Source organism: Veillonella sp. (assembly GCF_018381775.1).
GTDB lineage: Bacteria > Bacillota > Negativicutes > Veillonellales > Veillonellaceae > Veillonella.
The window spans coordinates 62,612-86,865 of the sequence record NZ_JAGZRH010000004.1 but is presented as its reverse complement, the minus strand read 5'-3'; the positions used below and the strand labels follow the sequence as shown (position 1 = coordinate 86,865).

Annotated in this window: 22 protein-coding genes; 13 read left to right on the top strand and 9 right to left on the bottom strand. The window is 40.2% G+C overall.

Features of this window, described 5'->3' with window-relative positions; all coding sequences use genetic code 11:
- From KH109_RS03775 to KH109_RS03750, 6 genes are all read left to right on the top strand, one after another.
- Positions 1 to 255, top strand: coding sequence for a hypothetical protein (locus KH109_RS03775; protein WP_005385224.1), 255 nt, complete (start codon positions 1 to 3; stop codon positions 253 to 255).
- A 9-nt stretch (positions 256 to 264) separates the two neighbouring features.
- Positions 265 to 2,853, top strand: a complete 2,589-nt coding sequence (locus tag KH109_RS03770; protein WP_295215941.1) for a 3'-5' exonuclease — start codon at positions 265 to 267, stop codon at positions 2,851 to 2,853.
- Entirely contained in the window at positions 2,853 to 3,911 is a 1,059-nt protein-coding gene (locus KH109_RS03765; RefSeq protein WP_295215939.1) for an RluA family pseudouridine synthase, read from the top strand. The genes KH109_RS03770 and KH109_RS03765 overlap by 1 nt, the downstream gene beginning before the upstream one ends.
- Positions 3,912 to 4,111: 200 nt before the next feature.
- Positions 4,112 to 5,236, top strand: coding sequence for a cation diffusion facilitator family transporter (locus KH109_RS03760; protein WP_295215936.1), 1,125 nt, complete (start codon positions 4,112 to 4,114; stop codon positions 5,234 to 5,236).
- A 124-nt stretch (positions 5,237 to 5,360) separates the two neighbouring features.
- The gene (locus tag KH109_RS03755) at positions 5,361 to 6,251 is read left to right on the top strand and encodes a hypothetical protein (protein WP_295215933.1); all 891 of its coding nucleotides are present in this window, start codon (positions 5,361 to 5,363) and stop codon (positions 6,249 to 6,251) included.
- An 88-nt stretch (positions 6,252 to 6,339) separates the two neighbouring features.
- Positions 6,340 to 6,912, top strand: coding sequence for an immunity protein YezG family protein (locus KH109_RS03750; RefSeq protein ID WP_105085036.1), 573 nt, complete (start codon positions 6,340 to 6,342; stop codon positions 6,910 to 6,912).
- 128 nt (positions 6,913 to 7,040) lie between these two features.
- On the opposite strand, the gene KH109_RS03745 is transcribed toward KH109_RS03750, so the two are convergent.
- Positions 7,041 to 8,483, bottom strand: coding sequence for an amino acid permease (locus KH109_RS03745; RefSeq protein ID WP_060924449.1), 1,443 nt, complete (start codon positions 8,481 to 8,483; stop codon positions 7,041 to 7,043).
- Between the two features lie 286 nt (positions 8,484 to 8,769).
- On the opposite strand from KH109_RS03745, the gene KH109_RS03740 reads away from it, so the two are divergent.
- The 4 genes from KH109_RS03740 to KH109_RS03725 all read left to right on the top strand — a co-directional run bounded on the left by KH109_RS03740 (position 8,770) and on the right by KH109_RS03725 (position 12,432).
- Positions 8,770 to 9,282, top strand: a complete 513-nt coding sequence (locus KH109_RS03740) for a pyridoxamine 5'-phosphate oxidase family protein (protein ID WP_295215927.1) — start codon at positions 8,770 to 8,772, stop codon at positions 9,280 to 9,282.
- A gap of 236 nt (positions 9,283 to 9,518) precedes the next feature.
- A complete protein-coding gene (locus KH109_RS03735) occupies positions 9,519 to 10,280 on the top strand; it encodes a hypothetical protein (RefSeq protein ID WP_295215923.1) in 762 nt (253 codons plus the stop codon).
- 90 nt (positions 10,281 to 10,370) lie between these two features.
- Positions 10,371 to 11,036 carry a hypothetical protein gene (locus KH109_RS03730; RefSeq protein ID WP_295215920.1) on the top strand — a complete coding sequence of 222 codons (666 nt, stop codon included), beginning with the start codon at positions 10,371 to 10,373 and terminating at the stop codon, positions 11,034 to 11,036.
- Positions 11,037 to 11,103: 67 nt separating this feature from the next.
- Positions 11,104 to 12,432 (top strand): hypothetical protein, encoded by a 1,329-nt coding sequence (locus tag KH109_RS03725; RefSeq protein ID WP_295215918.1) that lies wholly within the window; start codon positions 11,104 to 11,106, stop codon positions 12,430 to 12,432.
- 109 nt (positions 12,433 to 12,541) lie between these two features.
- Here KH109_RS03725 and KH109_RS03720 read toward each other — a convergent pair whose 3' ends face one another.
- On the bottom strand, positions 12,542 to 13,909 hold the full coding sequence (locus KH109_RS03720) for an NCS2 family permease (protein WP_295215915.1): 1,368 nt from the start codon (positions 13,907 to 13,909) through the stop codon (positions 12,542 to 12,544).
- Positions 13,910 to 14,052: 143 nt separating this feature from the next.
- Here KH109_RS03720 and KH109_RS03715 point away from each other — a divergent pair, with 143 nt between their 5' ends.
- The 3 genes from KH109_RS03715 to aroD all read left to right on the top strand — a co-directional run bounded on the left by KH109_RS03715 (position 14,053) and on the right by aroD (position 16,894).
- A complete protein-coding gene (locus tag KH109_RS03715; RefSeq protein ID WP_024066769.1) occupies positions 14,053 to 14,472 on the top strand; it encodes an Rrf2 family transcriptional regulator in 420 nt (139 codons plus the stop codon).
- 93 nt (positions 14,473 to 14,565) lie between these two features.
- On the top strand, positions 14,566 to 15,798 hold the full coding sequence (locus tag KH109_RS03710; protein WP_295215912.1) for an MFS transporter: 1,233 nt from the start codon (positions 14,566 to 14,568) through the stop codon (positions 15,796 to 15,798).
- A gap of 301 nt (positions 15,799 to 16,099) precedes the next feature.
- On the top strand, positions 16,100 to 16,894 hold the full coding sequence (gene aroD, locus KH109_RS03705; RefSeq protein ID WP_285363936.1) for a type I 3-dehydroquinate dehydratase: 795 nt from the start codon (positions 16,100 to 16,102) through the stop codon (positions 16,892 to 16,894).
- A gap of 24 nt (positions 16,895 to 16,918) precedes the next feature.
- Here the strand turns inward: aroD and KH109_RS03700 are convergent, their stop codons facing one another.
- From KH109_RS03700 to aroB, 7 genes are all read right to left on the bottom strand, one after another.
- Positions 16,919 to 17,221, bottom strand: coding sequence for a type II toxin-antitoxin system RelE/ParE family toxin (locus KH109_RS03700; protein WP_005377462.1), 303 nt, complete (start codon positions 17,219 to 17,221; stop codon positions 16,919 to 16,921).
- Between the two features lie 14 nt (positions 17,222 to 17,235).
- Complete coding sequence (locus tag KH109_RS03695) at positions 17,236 to 17,844, bottom strand: type II toxin-antitoxin system RelB/DinJ family antitoxin (RefSeq protein WP_295215907.1); 609 nt, start codon at positions 17,842 to 17,844, stop codon at positions 17,236 to 17,238.
- Between the two features lie 358 nt (positions 17,845 to 18,202).
- The gene (locus KH109_RS03690) at positions 18,203 to 19,438 is read right to left on the bottom strand and encodes a shikimate kinase (protein WP_295215904.1); all 1,236 of its coding nucleotides are present in this window, start codon (positions 19,436 to 19,438) and stop codon (positions 18,203 to 18,205) included.
- 123 nt (positions 19,439 to 19,561) lie between these two features.
- Positions 19,562 to 20,701: a bifunctional chorismate mutase/prephenate dehydratase gene (locus KH109_RS03685; protein ID WP_105081669.1), complete on the bottom strand. Its 1,140-nt coding sequence runs from the start codon at positions 20,699 to 20,701 to the stop codon at positions 19,562 to 19,564.
- Complete coding sequence (gene aroC / locus KH109_RS03680) at positions 20,688 to 21,782, bottom strand: chorismate synthase (protein ID WP_295215898.1); 1,095 nt, start codon at positions 21,780 to 21,782, stop codon at positions 20,688 to 20,690. The genes KH109_RS03685 and aroC overlap by 14 nt, the downstream gene beginning before the upstream one ends.
- 72 nt (positions 21,783 to 21,854) lie before the next feature.
- Positions 21,855 to 23,123: a 3-phosphoshikimate 1-carboxyvinyltransferase gene (aroA, locus tag KH109_RS03675; RefSeq protein ID WP_295215896.1), complete on the bottom strand. Its 1,269-nt coding sequence runs from the start codon at positions 23,121 to 23,123 to the stop codon at positions 21,855 to 21,857.
- Between the two features lie 18 nt (positions 23,124 to 23,141).
- Positions 23,142 to 24,194 carry a 3-dehydroquinate synthase gene (gene aroB, locus KH109_RS03670; protein WP_295215893.1) on the bottom strand — a complete coding sequence of 351 codons (1,053 nt, stop codon included), beginning with the start codon at positions 24,192 to 24,194 and terminating at the stop codon, positions 23,142 to 23,144.
- Positions 24,195 to 24,254: the final 60 nt, after the last annotated feature.

The following is a 24,254-nucleotide window of genomic DNA, read 5'->3' as shown; positions in this document are numbered from 1 at the left end:
ATGGGAGCTTTATTAGCATCACCGATTATATCGGCGGTTGTATCCGTTGCTGTAGCCTACATTGCTTTCAAAGTAGCATTTTTCACCATTAAACGAGTGGCTATGAATGCGGTAACTGGTATTTTGACGTATTTAGTATGCGTTCATATCCTCAATATTCCTATGGATATTGGTTTGGGCGTATGGGCTTTAACAGCAATTCTTGGCCCTATTCCAATGCTCATTGCTGCCGGATGGTACGGCTTTTTAAAATAGGAGGACCTCATGCTTATCAATCGTGAACAACAACGCGTTATTGATGAAGTTGAACAGAATATCCTCTTGTTAGCGTCCGCTGGGACGGGAAAAACGAATACACTTGCTTATCGAGTGGCTCACCTCATTGAGGGCGGCTATGCGAAGGCGGAGAATATCTTGTGCATGACCTTTACGAACAAGGCCGCAAATGAGATGAAAGACCGCATTCGATCGCTCGTAGGCAGTCCTGCAAAGGCTGTGGAGGTTAGTACATTCCACAGCTTTTGCTTTTTCGTGCTCCAACAAGAGGGCAAGCGCAACGAAACCTTGTATACGGATGTAACCATCTTTGATGAAGAGGATTGCAAGGAATTGTCTGAACCGTATCGTCCAGGTAAATTGCGAGAAATGTCCTTTGCCAATATCATCTCCATGGTAAAAGAATATCGATCCTTATATGGCTTTTATTCTGATGATCTGGTAGGCGATTATAAACGAACTATTGATCGTTTGCAAAAGGAACAGCGTCCTGCTATTGAGCAACAGTTCTCTAGCTTTGGCAATGTTCTTTATAGTGAGCTCCATGACTTCTTGAACCATGGTCACGAATGGATTGCCGCTTATGATGAAAGCTTAGCCTCTGTCCATGGTCTAGATTTCACAGATCTTATTTGCGGTGTTCATCGCCTATTCCAAGATCCAGTAGTTCGGGAGCGTTGGCGTAGCCGTTATAGCTATATCTCTGTAGATGAAATGCAAGATACAGGCGTACTAGAGTACAAGGTATTAGAAATGCTTTGGGAAGGTAATCACGTCCTATTATGTGGTGACTATTTCCAAACTATTTACGAATGGCGTGGGTCCGACCCATTCCGCTTGCTCAAGCAGTTTGATGCGGACTTTAAGCCTTTAAAAATCATCTTCTATGAAAATTACCGCTCAAACTGGACGCTTTTTACAATGGCTTTCAAAACATTGCAAAATATGTTCCCTGATCTGGTAGGCTCTATCTATACTGAATTGCCTCGCGCCAATAGTGAAAGAAAGGGTAAGCCTGTTCTCATTAAAGGCTGTAAAAACAGCTATCTTGAGGGCCGATATATCTATGAAACTATCTGCACCTTGCCAAAGGATGCTAATATTGGTGTTCTCGTACGAGATAATAAAAAGGCGCAACGGCTGAGCGATTCCTTTGAACGCCTTAATAATGAAAAGCCTGAAGACGAACGCCGTCACTTCATGATTATTGACGAGTTTAAATTCTTTAGACGGCAAGAAATCAAAGACGTTATGGCTTATTTTAAACTGCTTATGAACCCGAATGACTCCGTCAGCGCTAAGCGCATTATAAAACGCTATGTTGCCGGCATCGGTGACGCTCGTATCGCCGCTATTGAAAGCCCTGAGACGCGCCAAGTAGGCTTAAAATTGACGGACTTTATGGATATGCCCATCTTTGAAGCCGAGCCTTATGCCAAGCTCGTCAGTGGTTTAGAGAAACACGAAGTTGTAGTATACGATGTAGAGAGTACAGGTACCGACACGTCCCAGGATCGTATCATTCAAATTGCGGCTATCCGCATTGATGAAAATGGGCAGGTCCTAGAGACCTTTGAACGCTTTATCAACCCAGGCGTACCTGTAGGACAATCAGAAGAGGTACACGGCTTCTCCGATGCGTATTTACAGGAACACGGCGAAGAGTCAGCCATAGTATTGCAAGCCTTTAAGGAATTCTCGAAGAATGCTATTATTGTAGGCCACAATGTAAATTATGATGTGACCATCTTTACTAATGAATTGGCACGTCATAATTTAGGTAACCCAGAGTTCAAGGCTATTTACGATACACTGGACATCTATCGTAGATTTTATCCTAATTTGCCGAATCATAAATTGGGCTTCCTAGCGTCAGAGTTTCCTATCAATCATGAGCCTACGCATAATGCAATGGACGATATCTTGGCCACAGCACAACTTTTAATCTATGCAGTAAAAGAAAATATTGTGCCTACAACGACTGGTCGTATGGTGGCCATCAATAAGTATAAAGCGGCTTTCACTAACATTGCGTCCCAAATGGCGACGTTACGCAGAAAGGCTTATACGGAATTACCAACGAAGTTATTGGCGTACATTATGAATCAAATGGGGGTTCTAGAATACTATAAATCCCATGGGGAAGCGGCAAAGGTAGAGCATATACGGGATCTATATCGCATTATGGAGAAACTAGATGCTGCCTATGAAGGACCAGCCGGTTTAGCTCGATTAAATCAAATCTTGCAGATGGCGGCCCTCACCGCAGGTGAGCCAGCTCAACAAGTACGAAACGAAGACCGCATTCCTATCATCACTATCCACCAAGCAAAGGGGAGCGAGTTTGACCATGTATTCCTAGCAGGCCTCAACGAAGGTACCTTCCCAAGCCCGTTTGCCATTGCAGAAGGACGTGAAGACGAAGAAAAACGCTTGTTCTATGTGGCCATAACACGCCCTAAGCAAGAGCTGACCATTACCTTTGAACAAACGAATATACGTGGCCGAGCTGTTCAACCGAGCTCGCTACTCAACTATATGCCACGAGATAATGAGCTCGTAGAAAGGAGATACTAATGGCGAGAAAAACACATCGTCCTGACGATATTTTGTGGACTGTGACTGCTGCGGATTTAGAAGCTGTACATACTAACAAGCTTGCTGCAGTGCCGTCGTCTAAGAAACAAGAAGCGGTCATAATGAGTGATACTGTGGCCATCTTGCTAGGCGAAGTCCTTGATACGAGATATCCTCGTAAGTCTTTAGTAAAGTTATTTGAGGAAAAATTAATCCACATCAACGGACATAAGGCGACGCCAAAGGATGTTATCTCCGAAGGTGACGAGATTTGGATTGCTATGGCGAAGGAAAAAATCGATTACGAACCGATTGAAATGGACTTACATATCCTATATGAAGATGATGATCTCCTCATTGTGGATAAGCCAGCAGGTGTGACTGTAAACTCTAAAGGCCAAGTATCCCTTGCCAATGGTGTGGCTCACTATTTCAAAGAACATGGTATTAAGCGTAAGGTCCGTTTCTTGAACCGCTTAGATAGAGATACGACGGGCGTTATTGTGATTGCTAAAAGTGGCTTAGCCCAAAGTCTTTATCAACAGCAAATGGATGATAATACCTTTGAAAAGTGGTATATGGCCAATGTAGAAGGTATCGTAGAAGTTGATGAGGATTCCTTGGTATTACCTATGGAACGCAGTGCGGATGGGATTCATTACGAAGTAAACCCTAAGGGGAAAGAGACTCGTACAGATTATTCCGTCCTATGTAGACATCAATCACAGCCTGTGGATAACTCTGTGAATAAGTTCAAAAATTCTGTGGATATAGCATCAAAAAATGTGGATATAGAACTATCAGATGTGGATAAAAGTGGTCGAAATGTGGACAAATCTGTGTATAACTCCCAAGAATGTGGATATACAGAGGTTTTAGTCCGTTTGTACACAGGAAAAACACATCAAATTCGTGTAGCTTTTAGTCATATAGGTCACCCTCTCGTAGGGGATACATTATATGGCGCACAACCAACGGGGCAGCCATTCCAACTGCGTGCCCAAAAGGTTGTATTTACACACATGCGCACAGGCGAGCGTATTACGGTTATCTCATAAAATTGTGAAGTCACAATACATCAAACATTCTAATTGAGAAATGAGAATTATTGATAACTTAGTAATATCAATGATTTTATAAAAATTTTTCAAAAAATATAATGACAAATGATAATCGATAAGCTATAATAGGAATGTAAATAAATCGATAGGCTTCGATTTACAGCTTAGTGAATTGAATGTAAGAGGTGTAGTTTAATATGATTTTGCAAGATAATAGTGCAGCACGTAATCGGGGCATTACGCTTGCTAGTATAAAAGGTATTATAGGTAACGTCGTTCTCGTTATTTTTAAAATGATTGTAGGCCTTGCGTCTAACTCCATCGCTATCATCCTTGATGCGGTAAACAACTTAACAGACGTTTTGTCCTCTGTATTGACTATCGTTGGTACAAAATTAGCCGCTAAGGGTGCCGATAAGGAGCATCCATTTGGTCACGGTCGTATCGAATATATGACTACCATGGCCATTGCTTTCATCATTCTAGGTGCAGGCATTGGATCCCTCAAGGAATCTATTGATAAAATTCTTCACCCTGAGGTATCTACCTTTGATGTTCCAAGCTTGGCCATTATCGCCGTTGCCATTGTGGTGAAAGTTGTAATGGGCCGTTATATCAAGGCGCAAGGTGAAAAATATAAATCCGATGCCCTTGTAGCATCTGGTATAGATGCCCTTTTTGATGCGATAATTACCTTTGCTACCTTGATATCTGCAGGCTTAGTATTCTTCTTTAACTTTGATATTCAAGGTTATGTAGGGGCTGCTATCTCCGTATTGATTTTGAAAGCTGCGTATGACATTTTAAAAGAAATGTATAATCACTTGCTTGGTGTTCGTGCAGATGATAACTTAGTACGTGAAATTAAAGAAACTATCGCTCAACATCCAAATGTGGGCGGTGTATATGATTTAGTATTAAATAGCTACGGTCCTGGTGAAACAATTGGATCCGTTCATATTACAGTGCCAGATACGATGACTATGGCTGATATCCATCCTTTGACAAAAGGTATCGCTGTTCATCTTTATAAAAAATTTGGTATTGCCATGACTGTTGGCGTATATGCTGAAAACCAACCTAGTGTAGAAGTACTTGAAGTAAGACAAGCTCTCGACCAAGTTGTGAGTCTATATACACATGTAGTACAAATACATGCCTTTTATGTACAAGAAGAAAAGAAAGTTATCTACTACGATATTATCTTTGACTTTGACGAAGAAGATCCACATGGTACATTAGAAAAAATTAAAGCAGAAATGCAAAAACGCTGCCCTGAATATACACAATTTGCTATTGTAGATACTGACTTTAGTAACTAATAGTATAAAAATAAAGGTTTCAATCAATCATCGACAGAATAAGTTTTGTCGAGCATTGGTTGAAGCCTTTTCTTTTATTAGGTTAGAGATTTAGTTATACTATACATAAGAGAGAGGTGATTCTATGTTGCGATGGATACAAAAGCATTATATTGTTAGTTTTTTGCTTTTACTTATCCTTGTTTTATGTGCCTTACACCTTAATGGTACGAGAAATGAGAATCGAATTTTACCCAAACAAGGAATAATTATAGAGAATGATATTACAGTTGATAGTAATCGTGATCCTAATGCAACCGTGACAGTTATAAATGCAAGTAATTACTCTGAATCTTATGTAGTTGATGTATTGCCTATCATGAAAGAGTATAACTGTTATATTTTTGACTCTCTTATCGTTAATAATGAATTATATCTTCTTGCACGCTCTAATGATGCAATTTCTAATATGAATTTGTATCCACTTTTAATTTTTAAGATTAATGATACATCTTTATACTCTAATGTTATCGGGTATGAATTAGATAAATTCTCCGCTTCATTAGACTACATAGATGGTAAAATTATAGCTTCTAATGGGAATGGAAAATACATCTTAGGGTCTGATTTATCTGCTAGCAAAATAGTTAATACGGATCCGTTTTCTGTTCAAGCTAAAAGTGTTAGTAAACATGGTATAAAAAAGGATAAAGTAATATTGGACTCTTTAATTCCTAGAGAACTGTACATTAATGGTAAGGCAGGCGATACCTATTTGCTTACTGTTAGTCCTCTTAACTATGCGAAGCCTAACATGAATTTACCATTTGAGTTTTTAAAAGCTGAACAGTATTATGGTATACCTATACATGAAAATATGATGTTATTCTGGAATACGAGTACTGATGAGATGGAGTTTTATAACGATCTTATAGCTATTACATCTTTTAATATTAAATATATGGATATGGATTATAATATTGCGAGATTTGAACATTGGAATCAAATAATTAAGAATAATAGTCCTGAAAAATAAGATAGACTTGATATTAAATAGCCCAATGCATATAATATATTGTGTAAAATATAATTTGTTTAGGGAATCCTATCTGAGGAGAGATATAATGAAGAAATTTGCTCTTACAACGTTAGCTGTAATGGCAGCCGTTGGTGTGTTGGCGGTTCAGCCTGCAGATGCGAAGAAGGTACAACAAGATCCTAATATGGCACTTATTGATATGCCTATGAATGATGAAATTCAGCAAGTCAATGGTGTATCTAAATCTGCAAATAAAGAAACACAACGTTTATCTAACAAGTTAGCCGATGCTACAAGAGTGATGGTTAAGAAAAATTGGAAAACCATCTATATTAAAGCGGTACCTACAGGAGATAAATCAGCTGTACGATTCTATTACACAGATAAAAATGGTCAAGTATATAATGGTCAAGTCATTAGAAATACAGGTCTATCCAAAGGTAAATATATGACTGGCTCATTGCGACAAGTTGAAGCGCTACAAGAATTAGTAAAGCATTTACAACAAAATGGTCAAGAGGTACCATCCTCCATTGATCTTATCATTACCCAAGGCGGATATCGTACCAAGACGATCTTTAATTATGGCGAAGATACAAGTAATCTGCCTGCTTATCAACAACAGTATGAACAACAAAACTTCCCTACAATGAAGTAAGATGTATTAGGAGACAATTAATTCTACTGTAGGCATTTTTATCACTACATTCCATTTAAAATCGCTTCCAATGCAATAAAAAAAGACACCCTATCAACAGCAATGTAGTTGATAGGGTGTCTTTTGTGTTAGATTATGTAATCGTCAGAATCTTCTTTTTTAGGTTTTTTGTAAATCTCTTTTACACCAGCCATCTCGATAAGTTCCTCACTGAGAGCGTCTTCATCATCTGTATTAAGCATGGAGTAGAAGGCCCAGAGGATAACGAACCAAATTGGTGTAAACAAGAGGGCAATTCGAGTGTCTTCATTTAAGGCGAGAATACCTAGAATGAAAACAAAGAACGCAAGGATGATGTAATTCATCACTGGGAATAGAGGCATTTTGAATTTAGATTGTGCTGCTAATTCAGGATTTTTCTTGCGGTATTTGAGGTGACAAATAACCATCATCGCCCAAATAAAGATGAAGCAGAATGTAGAGATAGATGTAATCATAACGAATACTGCTTCTGGCATTACATAGTTGAGTACAACTGTAATTAATAGTACTGCAGCGGAGAAAATGGTTGCTTGATATGGTACGCTGCTGTGGGTTAAGCGACGCATAGAGCTTGGCGCATGACCGCGTTTTGCAAGGGCGTAAATCATACGGCCTGTACTAAAGATACCAGAGTTTGTAGCAGATGCGGCAGATGTAAGAACTACGAAGTTTACGATACCTGCAGCGGCTGCAATACCAACTGCTGTAAATACGGCCACAAATGGACTAGCAGATGGGTTAACGGCTGTCCAAGGATAAATGCTCATGATAATAGCCAAAGAGCCCACATAGAATAAAATTATGCGTAATGGAATGTTGTTAATAGCCATAGGGATAACCTTTTCAGGATCCTCTGTTTCACCAGCTGTTAAACCTACGAGCTCGATGCCTGTGAAAGCGAAAACAACCATTTGGAATGATAAGATAAAGCCCATCGTTCCGTTCGGGAACCAGCCCCCATAATTCCACATATTACTAAAGGCGGCAACGCCTGCATCTGTAGTAAAACCTGTGACAATCATGATGATACCGATGATAATGAGGGAGATAATGGCAATTACCTTAATCAAGGCAAACCAGAATTCCATTTCACCGAAGTACTTTACGGCTGTTAAGTTCATTAATAGCAATGCCACTAAGACGACAAGGGCCGGTATCCATTGAGGCAGCCACGGTATCCAGAACTGCATATAGAGGCCTACGGCTGTTAAGTCGGCCATGGCTAGTGAAAGCCAACAGAACCAGTATGTCCATCCTGTGATAAAGGCTGCTCGATCACCTAAATAATCCTCCACAAAGTCGATAAAGGAGTGGTGATTCAAGTTGGATAATAACAATTCGCCTAATGCCCTCATGATAAAGAAGCATATAATACCTGTAATTAGGTAGGCAAAAATGATGGATGGACCTGCCAAGTGAATGGCGCGGCCGGAGCCTAAGAATAAGCCTGTACCGATGGCACCGCCAATGGCGAGCAACTGTACATGACGATTCTTAAGGCCCCGTTTTAACTGATGCGTATCAGACATAGTAAAGACCTCTTTTCTACAAACTATCTACAAATATAAAAAGCCATGGATGCCCATAGCCTTTATAATCTATAGAATATATAAAACTATTTTTTTATAATACAGTATCTATTGTAAAAAGTCAAATGTATTTTTACAGTAGACATATAACCCAAAATAGTATTATTAATATACGAATAAAAGAGAAATTATTCATATTTTTAAAAGAATATTTAGTCTTAAAAGGTTTCCAAAATTTGCTATAATGATACATAGATTATCTTTTACGTAAAACCGTGGAGGCTATATGAGACGACAAGACCGCAAGGTGACAGATATAGATGAAATTAAGGGCATTTTAAATAGTACTCGTATCATTCACCTAGGCATGATGGATGGTGATTACCCTTACGTGGTGCCCTTACATTTTGGATATGAATTTATAGATGAGGTACTTTATATCTATGTACATGGCCATTATGAGGGGAAAAAGTTTAGTTTGATTCAAGCGAATCCACATGTATTTATTGAAATTGATGGTAGCGATGAAGCCCTCGTTTCAGGTGGAGCTATACCATGTAAATATAGCTCGGTATACTCTAGTGTAATGGGTCGTGGAGAGGCTACCTATTTAGAGTCTATTGATGAAAAATCTCATGGCTTACAAGTATTGATGAAACATCAGACAGGACGTGAATTTACTTTTACAGAAGCCATGGTAAACTCTGTGGGCGTAGTACAAATTAAAGTGGTAGACTATACTGCAAAAAGACGAAGACAATTTGAACAAGATATTATTATGCCTCCACTAAACGAATAAAGACACCACATCCTATTGAACGCTATAAAGATATAGCGCTCAGTAGGATGTTTTTTTATATCGAACCTCAGCATTAGATACATTATTTGGTCGTGACCATGCTTTCACAAAAGGAAAGATAAAAGTTTTATGAAGTAGCTAGGGATACAGAATAGGTTTCTTGATTCTGATATAAATAAGAAAATATATCATTATATGTGTGAAGTATATTATAAAATTTTATAAGCGGAGAGAATATGAAAAAATTAATATGTAAATCTATTTTAGCTGCTATAGCTGTTGGTTTAGTATCTATAAGCTATGTATCCGCAGATACTGTTAATCAGTCTGTATCTACGAATAATTCTGAGGTCGCATCTAAGTCTAAAAATGTTACGCCAAACATGAATAATGCTTCTGCAATTAAACAAATACCAAGAGAGCAATTAGTAGGCTGGCCTGTAATGACTCAAGACGGTGCTCGTAACTTTAAAGGGGTAGTAGAGGCTATTCAGAAATTGCCTTATGAGGCTGAAGTACCTAGTTATATACCTTTTGGATATCAGCTTTATACAGCGCGTCACGATCGAAATGATGTATTAGAGGTTGTATATTACAAAAGAGGCGGGCCTATCTATGAGGATGGGAATAAATTTATTGGCAATATAATGGCTTATCGAATGGGCTATTCCGTGGATACCGTAAGAGATACAGCGTATATTCCTGCTGAGTATAAGGACTATGAATGGTCTGAACAAGGTGAATCTGGCAAGGTGTATTATACAGGTAATCCAGGCGCACAATTAATCCGTAGCATTACGTGGACGGAAGGTGGCATGGCGTACTCTTTATTCTTCTTAGAACCTGTGAAAGCTGTTGATGCTGAATTCTATAAGGAACATGTGGTGCCTGTAAAAAATATAGATAGCTCACGTTATGAATTATTAGGAAACTATCCGGTTACGAAGATTTCAAACAAAACAAGAGCTGAATATGATAGAGAACGAATGATTCCTTAGCAGGTAAACTGATGTTATACAAATTGTATCTAGCATAATATATTTTGTAATAGTAGCGAAATCTGTAATCGCTTATAAAGAGGAAAGTATATGAGAAAAACGATGTATAAGTCCGTTTTAGCTGGTATTGCTGCTGGGTTACTATCTGTAGGAATGGCAACCGCAGAAGCTGTAGATGCTCCTGATACTGCAGATAAGACTGTATCTACTAAAACACTTACGCTAGGACATAATTTTAAAAATGTAGAGCCTAGAACTGACGGTTTACAATGGCACTTTCATGAGTGGCCTATAGAGAATACACAAAAGGCGCATACTTTTAACGGACATCTAAGAGCGGCAGCGCAGAAGCTGCCATATGAGGTTAAGGCCCCTAGCTATATTCCTCATGGCTATGAGGTCTATACAGTGCGTCAAGACAAAAATGATGTATTAGAGGTTGTATATTTTATAAAAAATGCTCATACATATCGAGCTGGTAAGAAAAATCTCGCTAGTATTTTGGTATATAGAATGGGCTATTCCGTGAACGATGTAAAAGATGTACCGTATGTTCCTGCTGAGTATAAGGACTTTGAATGGTCTGAACAAGGTGAATCCGGTGAAGTTTTTTATACCGGTGATCCAGCAGCACAACTGATCCGCAGCATTACGTGGACAAAGGACGGTATGGCGTACTCCTTATTGTTCTTAGAACCTGTGAAAGCTGTGGATGCTGAATTCTATAAAGAACATGTGGAGCCTGTAAAAATATAGTTATGTCACATAGTGATTTACTTGAAATAAAGCGAAAATCTGTGTAACCGCTCAAAGAGGAGAGAATATGAAGAAAATAATAAAAACTGCTATTTTATGTGCCACGATGGCTACTGCAGTCAGTATGTTTGGAGTGCAGCCAGTTAGTGCTACATACCCGTTAATAGATAAAAATGGTAACACCGTTCCTGTTGAACGAGATGTAGATAGTCAGAAAATTATCGATGATAATCAAGAACTTATGGATCGTTATCGCTGGTATGATCAAGTTGGTGATAATGATTTAGTTAAAACTAATATTGAAAGTGCCGTGCAGGAGTTTGGTTATCCATTACAAGTGCCGTCTTATATGCCTAAAGATTATGCAGTACGCGATGTAAAGGCTAAGGACCATGATGTATTAGAAATTGTATATACAGAAACGGGCCGTGATGGAGAATATGGGCCGAAATTAACCTTCTCTAATACAGATATTGTATATCGCATGGGGTGGGCTATCGATACAGTGGTAACACCTATATTAGAAAAGACAAATTATAATGCTAAGGATGCAGTTAGCTTTATTACCCCTAATGGAATTTCTGTAAATACATTAGGCTCTAGAAAAGACGCTATTCAAATTGCTTACTGGGAAAAAGATAATAAAATTCATATGCTCTACTTTGCTTCTTCAAGAAACCAAAGCTTTGTAAGCAAAATTGTAGACTCTGTAGGTCCTTTGAGCAACGTAGCCGCTGATGATACTCGATTACGTGGTGATCGAAATGATAAGCAAAATATTGAAGAACCTATTAAACAAAATGTTGAAGAACAGGGTAAACAAAATGTTAAAGTAGATTGGCCTCCTTATGAATCGATTCCTTTACCAGTACGTACACATACAAATTCTGTATGGCCTATACTTACCAGCAAATCCATCGGTTTACCTAGCGGTGTAATTAATGCATCTCATAAGGTGTCCTATGACGTATCTGTACCAAGTTATTTACCTTTTGGCTATACATACTATGCTACACATTATTACGATAATGATGTGTTAGAAACTGTATATTGGAAGCAAGGTGAAGAGTACCAAGAACGCAGTGGCCGTTGGGTAACTCATACGATGGTCTTCCGCATGAGCTACTCTATGGATACTGTATGGCCTGAAGAATATATTCCAATGGAGTATCATGACGTACAGTGGAGTGAGTCTACTCCAATAGGGGAGGTTCAATATACAGGTGATGTAGATAAGGGCTTAGTACGCAGTGTTACGTGGTACAAGGATAATATGGCGTATTTCTTGTTCTTCCAAGTGCCTGTGAAAGCATCTGAAGCAGACTTTTATAGAGATCATGTAGTGCCGTTAAAAGATATCGATCCAAGTCGTACAGATTTAATTGGTGTAAAATAATTCGTTAGTACCTGGTATTAGTTTTTCCTAAGAAAAGAGTACATAAAAAAAGGACCTATCTCCTAGATATTTTTTAATATCTTTGGAGATAGGTTCTCTTAGTTATTAATTAGAAGAATACGTAGCGGATGATAACGAGTACCGCCAATACGTACATAATCCAGTTAACCTCTTTTGCACGACCTGCAATAATTTTGAGTAGAGGGTATGCAATAAGACCTGCAGAGATACCATTAGCGATGCTGTATGTGAACGGCATCAAAACGATAACCAGGTATGCCGGGAAGCTTTCTGTCCAATCATCGAAGTCGATATTTCTAATAGCGCCTAACATGAGGGCACCAACGATGATAAGAACAGGAGAGGTTGCTGCATTTGGCACCAAGGAAACGATTGGGGCCAAGAACAAGCAGAGCAAGAATAATACGCCTGTTGTGACAGCTGTTAAGCCTGTACGGCCACCAGCACCTACACCTGCCGCACTTTCAACAAAGGCAGTAATCGTAGAAGTACCGAGCAATGCGCCTGCACTAACGCCGATAGCATCGACAGTCATAGCTTTCCCAAGACCTGGGAATTTACCAGTTTTAGGGTCTGCAATTTTCGCCTCTGTGGCAGTACCAATCAAGGTACCCATGGAGTCGAATAATTCAACGAAGGTGAAGGAGAAGATAATCGTGATTAAGCCCATGTGGAGCGCACCAGGAATATCTAATTGAAGGAATGCTGCTTTAGAGAAATCAGGCACTGCTAATACAGTGAAGTTCTCAGGCATTGTAGAAAGGCCAGTAGCGTAGGAAAGGATTGTTGTTGCTGCCACACCAATCAAGAGAGAACCTTGAATTTTACGAGCCATCAATAGAGCTGTAAAGATGAGGGAGAATAGAGCCAACAATGTTTCGCCACTGTGCAAATTACCAAGCGTTAAGAGCGCTTCGGACGCAGGAGGCACTAAGTTACCGTGCGTTTGCACAACTTGACCTAAGGAGTTTGGAGACAAACTAATGGAGATAGCCATCAAGCCGGATAATTTTAAGCCGATGATAGCGATGAAGAGGCCGATACCAACGGTAATGGCAACCTTCATAGAGGCGGGGATGCCTTCAACAATCATTTGTCGTATCGATGTAAGTGTTAATACGAGGAATACGAGACCTGAAATGAATACCGCACCTAATGCCGTTTGCCAAGTTACGCCCATACCGAGAACTACGGTAAAGGAATAAAAGGCTAAGAGGCCAACCCCTGGAGCGAGGGCAATCGGATAGTTTACGAATAAACCCATAGCAATCGTTACAAGACCACCACCTAAGGCTGTAGCGATGAGGACTGCATCTTTATCCATGCCTGCAAGACTAAGAATGTTTGGCGCCAAGAATAGGATGTACGCCATCGTGATAAACGTAGTAATACCAGCTAAAATTTCGGTTTTAACAGTTGTACCGCGTTCACTGAGTTGAAATAGTTTATCTAACATTAGATAACATCCTCCTATATGAAATTAAAAAATACCCAAATAAAATATTTCGATATATGTATAGTGTATCATATTTCCCACCATTTTTTGTATGAATTTGTGATATACTATAAATATATTATGAATGACTTAGAGGTTAACTTATGAAAATATCTACAAAAGGGCGCTATGCCTTACGGATATTGGCGGATATTGCAGAGCACGGGGTAGAAAAAAATGTACCAATTCGTGAGATTGCAGAACGCCAAGGATTTTCCGATAAATACTTAGAGGGGATTGTATCTCGCTTATCCTCCGCTGGCCTCGTTAAAAGTGGACGTGGTAAATACGGTGGATATCGCTTGGTGAAATTACCTGCTGAATACAATGTATATGAAATTTTATATGCTGCAGAGGACTCCATTGCTCTCGTATCTTGCTTAGAAGACGATGTAGAGCCATGTCCGATGTTTAACGATTGCTTGACTGCTCCATTGTGGCAGTACTTGCAAGATGAATTCCGTCACGTTATGGAACGCGTATCCTTACAGGATGTAATGGATCACAAGTTTCCAACGGAATAAATGAGAGAGTCGCGTATCATATGCGGCTCTTATTTATATAGAATGTAAAAGTATCTTGCTATATATACTTTTATATATGAAAGGAGGGACCGAATGAGTACAACTACATATGACGCTCGCGGTGGCATGCGCAATGTATGGATTATTACGGCGGCCATGACAGTGCTAGCCATATGTTACACTATGATCATTCCGTTTTTGCCTATCTATCTCTTAGAATTAGGCGTTCCAAAGGCTGACGTAGCTCTTTGGTCGGGTCTCGTTTTCGGTATTACCTTTCTCATTGCAGGCATTATGGCTCCTATATGGGGCAAGATTGCCGACAATAAAGGTAAAAAACGGATGGCCTTGCGTGCTGGCTTTGCCATCGCTATCTGTTATGTATTAATTGGCTTGGTTACAGATCAATATCAATTACTCATGGGTCGTGCCCTCGTTGGTTTTGCTAATGGATTCTATCCAGCGGCAATGACTATGGTGTCCCTTAGTGTTGATGAAAAACAGGTTGGTAGAGCATTAGGTATATTTCAAACCGGTCTTATTTTAGGCAATGTCATTGGCCCGTTTTTAGGTGGCGCTGTTGAGAGTGTTGTAGGCATGCGACCTGTATTTTATGTATCTGGTATTGTTGTATTTATTGCGACTTTGGCCGTATTATTTTTTGTGAAAGAACCAAAATTACATGCTGTGGGTGCCGATGGAAAAGAACAAGCTGCTCACCATACCAAATCTACATCCTTACGTGAAGACTTTAAAGCCGTTCAACAACAGCCTGTATTAGTACGATTACTTTGGATATTCTTCTTCATGCAATGCGCTATTATGATGTTGCAACCTATTTTGGCCCTCTATGTAGGAGATATGCAAGGTACTATGGAAGGGGCTGCTATTATTTCTGGCACCATCCTCAGTATTGGCGGCTTAGCAGGATCCTTAACGACGAACCTATGGGTCCGCCTTGGTGAACGCCGTGGTTATTTTAAGACTATCTCCTACTGTATGATGGGGAGTGGTGTTGTCCTCTTACTCCAAAGCTTGCCAGTAGGTATTTGGTGGTTTGGTGTGTTACAAGTCTTAATTGGTTCTTGTATTGTAGGGATTAACCCATCCTTAAGTGCAGCAGTAACCCTCAATACAGACCCAAGTTTTAGAGGCCGCATGTTTGGTATGACTACGACGGCTCAACAATTTGGGTCTATGATTGGTCCTGTGTTTGCAAGTATTGTATCTACTTATGTTGGCATATCCTATGTATTTAGTATTACAGGCTTGTTATTGCTATATATGGCATTCCAATCTAGAAAACTATCTGCCAAGCACGAATAATGCTATAAATGATTACTCCACACGATTATGTGTGGAGTTTTTATTTAGAGAGAGTAGATATACTTATCAGGATTGAATAATATGACCAATTTTAATAAGACCGAGAAAATAGGATATAAGAAAAAATTATGTTAATCGATAATCTAAGAATACATTTTTAGTGCATAATGACGGGCTTTCATACGTTTTTTGTGAATAGCAATCCAATATAGCCGGATTGATTGCTTTTACCAAAATATTGGTATATAGTTAGTTTAAGGTAAGTCATTTGTCTCACCCTGTGGGACGGAAAGGAGTTATTATGGTCCGTATCGGTCATGCTGTACTTGGCGAAAAGGGTACAAAGATATGTGTTCCTATTGTGGGCACAACAATGAAAGAAATTTTAGATGCTACTGCGGTTGCATGTAATACACCGTGTCATGTAGTGGAGCTACGCATTGACTATTACGAGCGGGCCTACTCCATTGACGCTATTATTGAATTATTAATGCTCATTAAGCCTCAATTAAAAGGTCGTGCCTTGTTATTTACATGGCGCACGAAAGGTGAAGGTGGGGAAAAATCCATTTCTTCACAAGACTACTTCACCATGTTAGAGCGCATCATTCCTACTGGATTGGTAGATGCTATTGATATTGAACTCTTCTTTGATCAAGATAGAATGCTCAAGACTATTGAGTTTGCTAAGGTACATGGCATTACAATTATCATGAGTAATCATGATTTTAATGGAACACCAAGCCATGAAGTTATTGTAAATCGTCTTCTTCAAATGAAAGAATTCTTAGCCGACGTGCCAAAGATGGCTGTTATGCCTAATACAACAGGGGATGTATTAACTCTCCTTGAAGCAACGGCTGAAGTTAAAGCCCTGTATCCATCTGACCCAATCATTACGATGGCTATGGGTCCACTCGGTGCTGTTACACGTACTGCAGGCGCTCTATTTGGTAATGCTATGACATTTGCCTCCGCTGGCAAAGCATCAGCACCAGGTCAAATCGATGTGCATGAACTAAAACGTATCCTCGATACCATCGACGTAGATGGCGTATTCGATGAACAACAACATAAACGCGTAAAAGTACATTAAAAAAGTCGGCGATAGCCGACTTTTTTATTTGTCTTGTAGTTCTTGTAATATATTCATACGAGATGGTCGAATATAGAAAATATAGATATAATTACCTATAACTTTATATAGAATAAGATACTTTTTGTATGATAATTTTCTGTATTTTTCCTTACTATCTACAATAGGATAGCGCTCAGGAAAAATAGATAATGAACATATTTTTTGGTAAATTTGCGATAATTCTTTTTGGATAAACGCAGTGTCTATAAAGCGTTGCTTTAATGAAAGTTTGAGATTTACTATGTCAGATTTAGCAGTAGGGGTCAAAATTATTGTATATCTCATTTTAACCTCCATACTTATAAATCTTTAAGGAGCTCATTAAAGACTTTTTCAGCAGGTTCGCCAATTCCATTTTTTGCTTGATTAAGTCCTATCTCTATTCTTGTGTTTAAATCTTCTTTAGTCCATAAATCATCATTTATAGCATCAATCCATTCTGGACGATGGATAGTTTGAGGAATATCGTTAGTGAATTGTATTTGTTTAGATACAAGTGTGACGGTTTGAGATATGGTTAATCCCATTTCTTTTAGAATTGCCGTAGTGAGTGCCTTAACTTTAGGGTTTATACGGATATTGAGTATGCCTGTTTTATCAATTTTATCAAAGGATATTTCTACCTCGTTTTCTGTTGATGCTCCATATGTATTTATTGTATCTGAGGCCTTTAATGTTGTTCGGGGTTGTTCGTAGTTGCCGTCATTGTTGAGTGTACTTGGCGTTGGTGTTTTTTCTGTAGGAGTTGTTGGTAAAGCAATAGCGAAAGGAATGCGACGTTCTTTTATAATTTGACGAAATAGTGCATCTAGCATGGATGTATAGGATAGGCCCTGTGCCTTTAATATGCTAGATACTTCCTGTTTTAGCTCTTCGTTGATGCGGACTTGTAGGTTTACGGTTTTCATAGTATCTCTCCTAGTATTCTTTTGACCTGTGACTGTAATTCATTGGTCATATTGTTGATTTTATATAAAAAGGTATTTACGTTAATCAATTCCATTTGTAATTACATTGTAATTGCAAATGTAGTTTTCTACAAATACCTATAATTAATAGTACATATAAAAAAGCAGTAGTTATCTTATGAATAACTACTGCTTTTAGTACTATATCTATGAAGTTAAAATATGAGTTTTAGTTTTATCTAGAAACACAGATGTAAATGCATTTACTTATAAAGCTATTGAGGCTCTTACTAATTCAGATGTAGATGCTCTTAGCCATTTATCTGTAAAGGGTTTTACAAATGTGATATACAGGCTCTTATAATAAGTTTGCTTCGAAGTCTTCTAGGATAGCTGCTACTGTTTCTGGTGCATTGCGGTTATGTTCTATTATGCATTGAGCGAAGCTTTCATACATTGGTGTACGAATTTCTTCGAGCTCGCGTAAGCGCTCGATACCGCCACTAGAGAGTACGCGGCCGGTAGTAGATAGGTTTTCTATCGGTTGTGTTAATTGGTAAATGCGACCGTTTTGGCGTAAGTGTGCGAAGTTTTTAGGCACTGTTACACAGCCGCCGCCAGTGGAAATAATAAGACCTGTTTGGGTACCGAATTTTGCAATCATTTCCGCTTCTTTTTCACGGAATGCTGGTTCCCCTTGCTCTGTAATGTATGTGGAAATATAACCGATTTCTTTTTCTAGCTCATGATCCACATCGATGCAAGTACGGCTCATTTCTTCACCGAGCGCTTTGCCGACTGTAGTTTTTCCTACGCCAGGCATGCCGATGAGAATGATGTTTTCCTTTTCGCGGCGCATATCGCGCAAGATTTGCTCGATTTCCTTTGTGCCAAAGCTTTCACCTTGGAAATGGTTAGCAGCCTCAACGCCTTGAGCCACGAGGAATGGCAAGCCATCACAATGAGGAATTTCCATCATTTCTGCTTGTAACAACAAAATCGTGCGGCGTGGATTATAGATGAGATCTACAACGCCTTCCAATTTGGAGAATTGCGTAATATCGATAAGGTTAGCTGGATTATGAGGATACATACCAATCGGTGTGCAGTTAATAATAATCTGTGCTGTTTCGTAGTAATTAGGCGCATCACCATAGAATGGTGCGGTCTTACGAGAGAGGTGAACTATGTTCTTAGCTCCTAAGTCTTCAAGAGCTACGTGAACAGTAGCGGAGGAAGCGCCGTCGCCAAGGATAATACATTCCTTGCCAGCTACATCAATGCCAGCATGTTGCAGAGTAAACACGAAACCATCGTAATCTGTATTATAGCCGTGCCATTTACCATCTTTGCGAACCATCGTATTCACACAGCCGATGCGTTCAGCGCGAGGGTCTACTACATCACAAGCTTCAAGGGCATTTACCTTGTATGGGATAGTGATGTTGATACCCTGTAATTCTGGATCCGCGAAGAACTCTTGCAATTGGCTCGGTTCGCGTTCAAATAATTCATAATTTGTATTCCCTAGTGCACTGTGAATGCGAGGGGAGAAGCTATGGCCTAACGTACGGCCAAGTAAACCAAATTTCATAGGACCTCCTAGGTCAATATACATAGAATGGCTAATAGGCTGGTACCTATTAGCCATTGAAGTTTTATAACTATATTCATTGTACTATATATGCCCTTATAGGGACTAGTAGTGATGAATATATTAGTTTTCAGGATAATTACCGAGTAAGCGGAACTTATCTTGGGATGTATGAAGCTCTGCTAGTACAGATAATACCTTTGGATCTGCTAAGGATGCTTCTAAGTCGAGGTAAAACAAGAACTCAAAGTTATGGCCTACGATAGGGCGAGACTCGAGTTTTGTAAGGTTTACGCCGATGTTAGCAAACTTGGTAAGCAATGTACCAAGACCACCTGGAGCGTGGCTTGCTGTAGTTACCACAGAGATTTTATTAGCCCCTGGGTATACATGGAAGTCCTTGCTGATGCAGATAAAGCGGGTATAGTTGTTATCGCTGTTTTGGATGTTGCGCATCAACGGAGACAAGTTGTACAAGTCTGCACATTGAGGTGCGGCGATAGCGGCTACACCTGGATCATCACTAGCCGCTACGAGCTGTGCAGCACGAGCCGTGTTATCGAAGGAGCGCAATTCTACACCTTCTAATTTTTCTAGGAAGTGGCTGCATTGGCCCAACGCTTGAGGATGGGAGATGATAGTGTGAATATCTTCTAGTTTTGTGCCTTTTTTCACGAGTAAATCGTGAGAAATCCATAGGCGAGTACCGCGTACGATATAGCATTTACGATCTTCTAGAAGGTCATACACTTCTTTTACAGAACCATTGGAGCTGTTTTCGATAGGTAATACGCCGAATTGACATTCTCCAGACTCAACAGCGTCGAATACGGCACGGAAGCCTGTTACATAGTGAATTTGGCTGAGTGGTAATAATTTATCGCACGCCACTTGCGCATTGCTACCAAAGACGCCAGCACAAGCTACGCTGCCACGTTGTGGAGGTAATGTAGGGGACTGCTCAATGGCCTTTTTCATTTTAACAGTGAACACATTATCTTGGAATAATTGTTCAGACTGATACGTACGGCTCAAGCTGAATAATGCTTCAAAGAAACGGCGTGCGTATAGGTCGAGGTCTGGGCCTGCATCTCGAGTTACTTTATCGAGGATATCTCGTTCCCGTTTGGCATCGTAAATAGCCTTATTCATTTCTTTCTTTGCCGCTGCAACGTCCTTGGAGAGTTCCATGCGCTCTTTGAAGAGGGCGAGCATTTGGTCGTTTATGTCGTTAATTTTAACGCGTACTTCATCTAAGTTCATGGTCAATATCTCCTAAGAAATCAAGAATAACAAGGGCTGTAACAGCTTCGATAACAGGTACTGCACGAAGCGCTACACATGGGTCGTGACGACCTTGGATTGTGAGCAATATGTCCTCTTTTTGTGAAAGTGACACAGAATGTTGTTCTTTATAAATGGATGGTGTTGGCTTGATGCCCACTTGCATAACGAGTGGTAAACCATTGGTAATACCACCTTGGATGCCACCGCTATTATTCGTTGTCGTTGTAATCTTGTCGCCGTCCATGGTGAAAGCGTCATTCACTTCGGAACCAAGCTTAGCACACATGTCAAAGCCTCCACCGAAGGATATGCCTTTAATGGCAGGGACACCAAAGATTACGCGAGCTAAGCGGTTTTCGATACTGTCAAAGTTTGGGTTGCCAAGGCCAATTGGTAGTCCTGTAGCAACGACTTCAACGATACCACCTGTAGAGTCCCCATCTTTTTTGAGGTTCATAACAAGGGTTTCTACTTCGTTACGTTTTTGTGGATCAACCATAGCAATTGGTTCTGTAGCGATATTAGCTAATGCTTTCATATCTGGATGAACCATATCGATAGGAGCATCTTGGATCGTTCCCACTTGTTTTAAATGGCCGTGGATTTCGATGCCTTTTTCGCGTAATAATTGAAGGGCGATGCCACCAGCTACGCAAAGTGGTGCTGTAAGGCGTGCTGAGAAGTGACCACCTCCGCGCATATCTACCTTGTCGCCGTAGCGCATACGGGCTGTAAAATCCGCATGAGAGGGGCGAGGGATATCGCGTAAGTTATTATAATCGCTAGAGTGTTGAGATGTGTTGCGGATCATAAATGCCAATGGAGAACCACTGAGCATGCCGTCTACCATACCTGCTAAAAATTCAGGTATATCGGCTTCCTTACGCTGTGTTGTTAATTGATTTTGCCCTGGCGCACGGCGCTTTAAAAAGGCTTTTAACTCATCGATATCGATGGTATGTCCACAAGGCAGACCCTCTACAATACCGCCAATGGCATACCCATGAGAGGCGCCAAAGGTAGATACCTGTATGGTTTTACCGAAATTAGATGCCATTATATTAACTCCTACTATATAGTATGTACTATTTCTATTATCTATTAGATTAAACCAGATACGATTAGAAATCTAAACTGGTTGTGCATTACCGCCCAGTAAGTTCCAGTCCTCAAAGAAGTCTGGATAGGATTTTGTGATAGCCTCGCTATCTTGTAACGTAACAGGATTTTCACTGATGAGAGCCATCAGTGTACCGGCCATAACGAGACGATGGTCATTTACGCAATCACCTTGTCCACCTTTAAGTATACCACTACCGATGATATATAGGTCATCGCCTTCTTCGCGAACGGTACCGCCTAGATCTCTTACGAGATTGGCAACAGCTACAAGGCGATCAGATTCTTTCAAACGTAGGCGAGCACCCTTAACAAAGGAACTTTCACCAGAAATAGAGCAAGCAAGGGCGGCCATAACAGGCAACATATCCGGCATTTGCTCTAGATCTGCATGGATTGGCTTGGAAGCGCGACCTGTGACCGTCACATTCATACCATCCCATACTACATCACAACCAGCATCAATCATAACTTGCATGATGCGGCGGTCAGCTTGTACAGAATTTTTGTTCATGCCTGTAATCGTAATTGGTTTGCTCGTCATACCAGCGGCTACCATCCAGATTGCTGCATTAGACCAGTCGCCTTCGATTTGGTAATTATCACGACCTATGAAGGACGCACCAAATGGTACTGTGAAAGCCTCATTGATGTTTGTATCTGGTAAAGTGTGTTCTACTTCGACACCAAAATCTCGCATTGTTTCAGTGGTTAATGTTACATAATCGCTAGATTGTAGTGGCGTAGTAGAGGTAATAGTAGATAAGCCGATTTGAGGGGCTGCCAACAATAAACCAGAGAAGAATTGACTACTTACATCGCCTACCATGGAGAAATTGCCCCCTTGAAGACGACCTGTCATAGTAAATGGTGGTTTATCTTGAGAGAATGTTACGCCGTGTGCTTTCATTTCACCTAGCATAGGTTCGAGTGGGCGATCTGGTAAACGACCTTTCGCATCTACATCTACATCATTACAGATGGAGGCTGCTACAGGTAATAAAAGGCGTAATGTAGTTCCTGATTCGTGAGGTACTACATTGCCCTTTGCAGGAGCGGGGCCAGGAGTAACGGTAACAATTTTATTTTCATATACTACGTGAGCCCCTAAGCCTCGTAAGGAGTCCATTGTAGCATCGATGTCTTTAGAGGTGCGGCTCAGCAATATCGTAGATGGCGAGCTACCGAGGGCGGCACAAATCAATGCGCGGTGTGCATGTGCCTTTGCTGGGATGGACGCAATCGTTCCTGTAGGGATGGCGTTCGTTACGGAATGCATATAAATCTCCTTTATATCTTAGTCTAAATAAGTGGCAAGCTCTTCGTGTGTTACCACCTTGAGCTCGCTATGGCCGTAGCTTGTAGGAACTACGATTTTTATAGTTGCCCCTTCACTTTTTTTATCGTGCTTAGCAGCTGCAAGGATTTCTTCTTTTGTTATGGTCGTAGTAGTTGGCAAATCGTGTGCTTCGATGAGGGCTTTTAATTTTTCTAATGCTTCTGCATCTAATTCTCCATGTTTTACAGCACCTTGTGCCATGAGGACCATACCGATGGCTACAGCATAGCCATGGTGGACTTCAAAATGGCTGGCCTTTTCGATGCCATGACCAAAGGTGTGACCTAAATTTAAGAGGGCACGAACACCGGACTCGCGTTCATCTTGCTCAACTATATCCGCCTTTGCTTGAACGCAGCGAGCGATAACGGTACTTACGCTATCGCGATGTTTTATTAATGGTTTATGTTCGAGTTGGGTTAATAACCCTGGTACATCGAGGAAACCGTATTTGATAATTTCCCCACAACCATTTTTCCATTCCATGTCTGGCAATGTATTGAGGGTTGTAGGATCACAGAGGACTAGGATAGGTTGTTTGAAAGCACCCCAAAGGTTTTTACCCGCTTCGAGATTGACTGCTGTTTTACCACCTACAGCGGAGTCTACAGCAGCTAATAGGGAGGTAGGGACCTGTACATAATCTATACCACGCAAGTATGTAGCTGCTGCAAAGCCTGCCATATCGCCTACAACACCACCGCCAAGGGCGATGAGAAGATCTTTACGCGTTAACGATTGGTCTGCCATGTATTCTACTAACTCAATGAGTTGATGGGCATTTTTGGAGCTTTCACCAGCAGGGAACACATAATCACAAACAGTATAACCCGCACGTTCCATATTAGCTTTCACAGAATCCAAATAATGCGGTGCCACATTGCTGTCGCTGACGATGATTACGCGGCAATTTGGTTTTAATGGTTTAATATAATCGGTGATGCGTTGTAAAGCGCCTTCCTCGATGACAACGTCATACGGTGTGGACGCATTAATATGAATGCGAGTCATAACAGTTCCTTTCATAAAAGAATAAGCTAGTACCTATTATAACGGATACTAGCTTATTTG

Coding starts and splice junctions, on each gene's coding strand:
- KH109_RS03775 (WP_005385224.1), top strand. CDS start 1: ATGGGAGCTTTATTAGCATCACCGATTATATCGGCGGTTGTATCCGTT.
- KH109_RS03770 (WP_295215941.1), top strand. CDS start 265: ATGCTTATCAATCGTGAACAACAACGCGTTATTGATGAAGTTGAACAG.
- KH109_RS03765 (WP_295215939.1), top strand. CDS start 2,853: ATGGCGAGAAAAACACATCGTCCTGACGATATTTTGTGGACTGTGACT.
- KH109_RS03760 (WP_295215936.1), top strand. CDS start 4,112: ATGATTTTGCAAGATAATAGTGCAGCACGTAATCGGGGCATTACGCTT.
- KH109_RS03755 (WP_295215933.1), top strand. CDS start 5,361: ATGTTGCGATGGATACAAAAGCATTATATTGTTAGTTTTTTGCTTTTA.
- KH109_RS03750 (WP_105085036.1), top strand. CDS start 6,340: ATGAAGAAATTTGCTCTTACAACGTTAGCTGTAATGGCAGCCGTTGGT.
- KH109_RS03745 (WP_060924449.1), bottom strand. CDS start 8,483: ATGTCTGATACGCATCAGTTAAAACGGGGCCTTAAGAATCGTCATGTA.
- KH109_RS03740 (WP_295215927.1), top strand. CDS start 8,770: ATGAGACGACAAGACCGCAAGGTGACAGATATAGATGAAATTAAGGGC.
- KH109_RS03735 (WP_295215923.1), top strand. CDS start 9,519: ATGAAAAAATTAATATGTAAATCTATTTTAGCTGCTATAGCTGTTGGT.
- KH109_RS03730 (WP_295215920.1), top strand. CDS start 10,371: ATGAGAAAAACGATGTATAAGTCCGTTTTAGCTGGTATTGCTGCTGGG.
- KH109_RS03725 (WP_295215918.1), top strand. CDS start 11,104: ATGAAGAAAATAATAAAAACTGCTATTTTATGTGCCACGATGGCTACT.
- KH109_RS03720 (WP_295215915.1), bottom strand. CDS start 13,909: ATGTTAGATAAACTATTTCAACTCAGTGAACGCGGTACAACTGTTAAA.
- KH109_RS03715 (WP_024066769.1), top strand. CDS start 14,053: ATGAAAATATCTACAAAAGGGCGCTATGCCTTACGGATATTGGCGGAT.
- KH109_RS03710 (WP_295215912.1), top strand. CDS start 14,566: ATGAGTACAACTACATATGACGCTCGCGGTGGCATGCGCAATGTATGG.
- aroD (WP_285363936.1), top strand. CDS start 16,100: ATGGTCCGTATCGGTCATGCTGTACTTGGCGAAAAGGGTACAAAGATA.
- KH109_RS03700 (WP_005377462.1), bottom strand. CDS start 17,221: ATGAGATATACAATAATTTTGACCCCTACTGCTAAATCTGACATAGTA.
- KH109_RS03695 (WP_295215907.1), bottom strand. CDS start 17,844: ATGAAAACCGTAAACCTACAAGTCCGCATCAACGAAGAGCTAAAACAG.
- KH109_RS03690 (WP_295215904.1), bottom strand. CDS start 19,438: ATGAAATTTGGTTTACTTGGCCGTACGTTAGGCCATAGCTTCTCCCCT.
- KH109_RS03685 (WP_105081669.1), bottom strand. CDS start 20,701: ATGAACTTAGATGAAGTACGCGTTAAAATTAACGACATAAACGACCAA.
- aroC (WP_295215898.1), bottom strand. CDS start 21,782: ATGGCATCTAATTTCGGTAAAACCATACAGGTATCTACCTTTGGCGCC.
- aroA (WP_295215896.1), bottom strand. CDS start 23,123: ATGCATTCCGTAACGAACGCCATCCCTACAGGAACGATTGCGTCCATC.
- aroB (WP_295215893.1), bottom strand. CDS start 24,194: ATGACTCGCATTCATATTAATGCGTCCACACCGTATGACGTTGTCATC.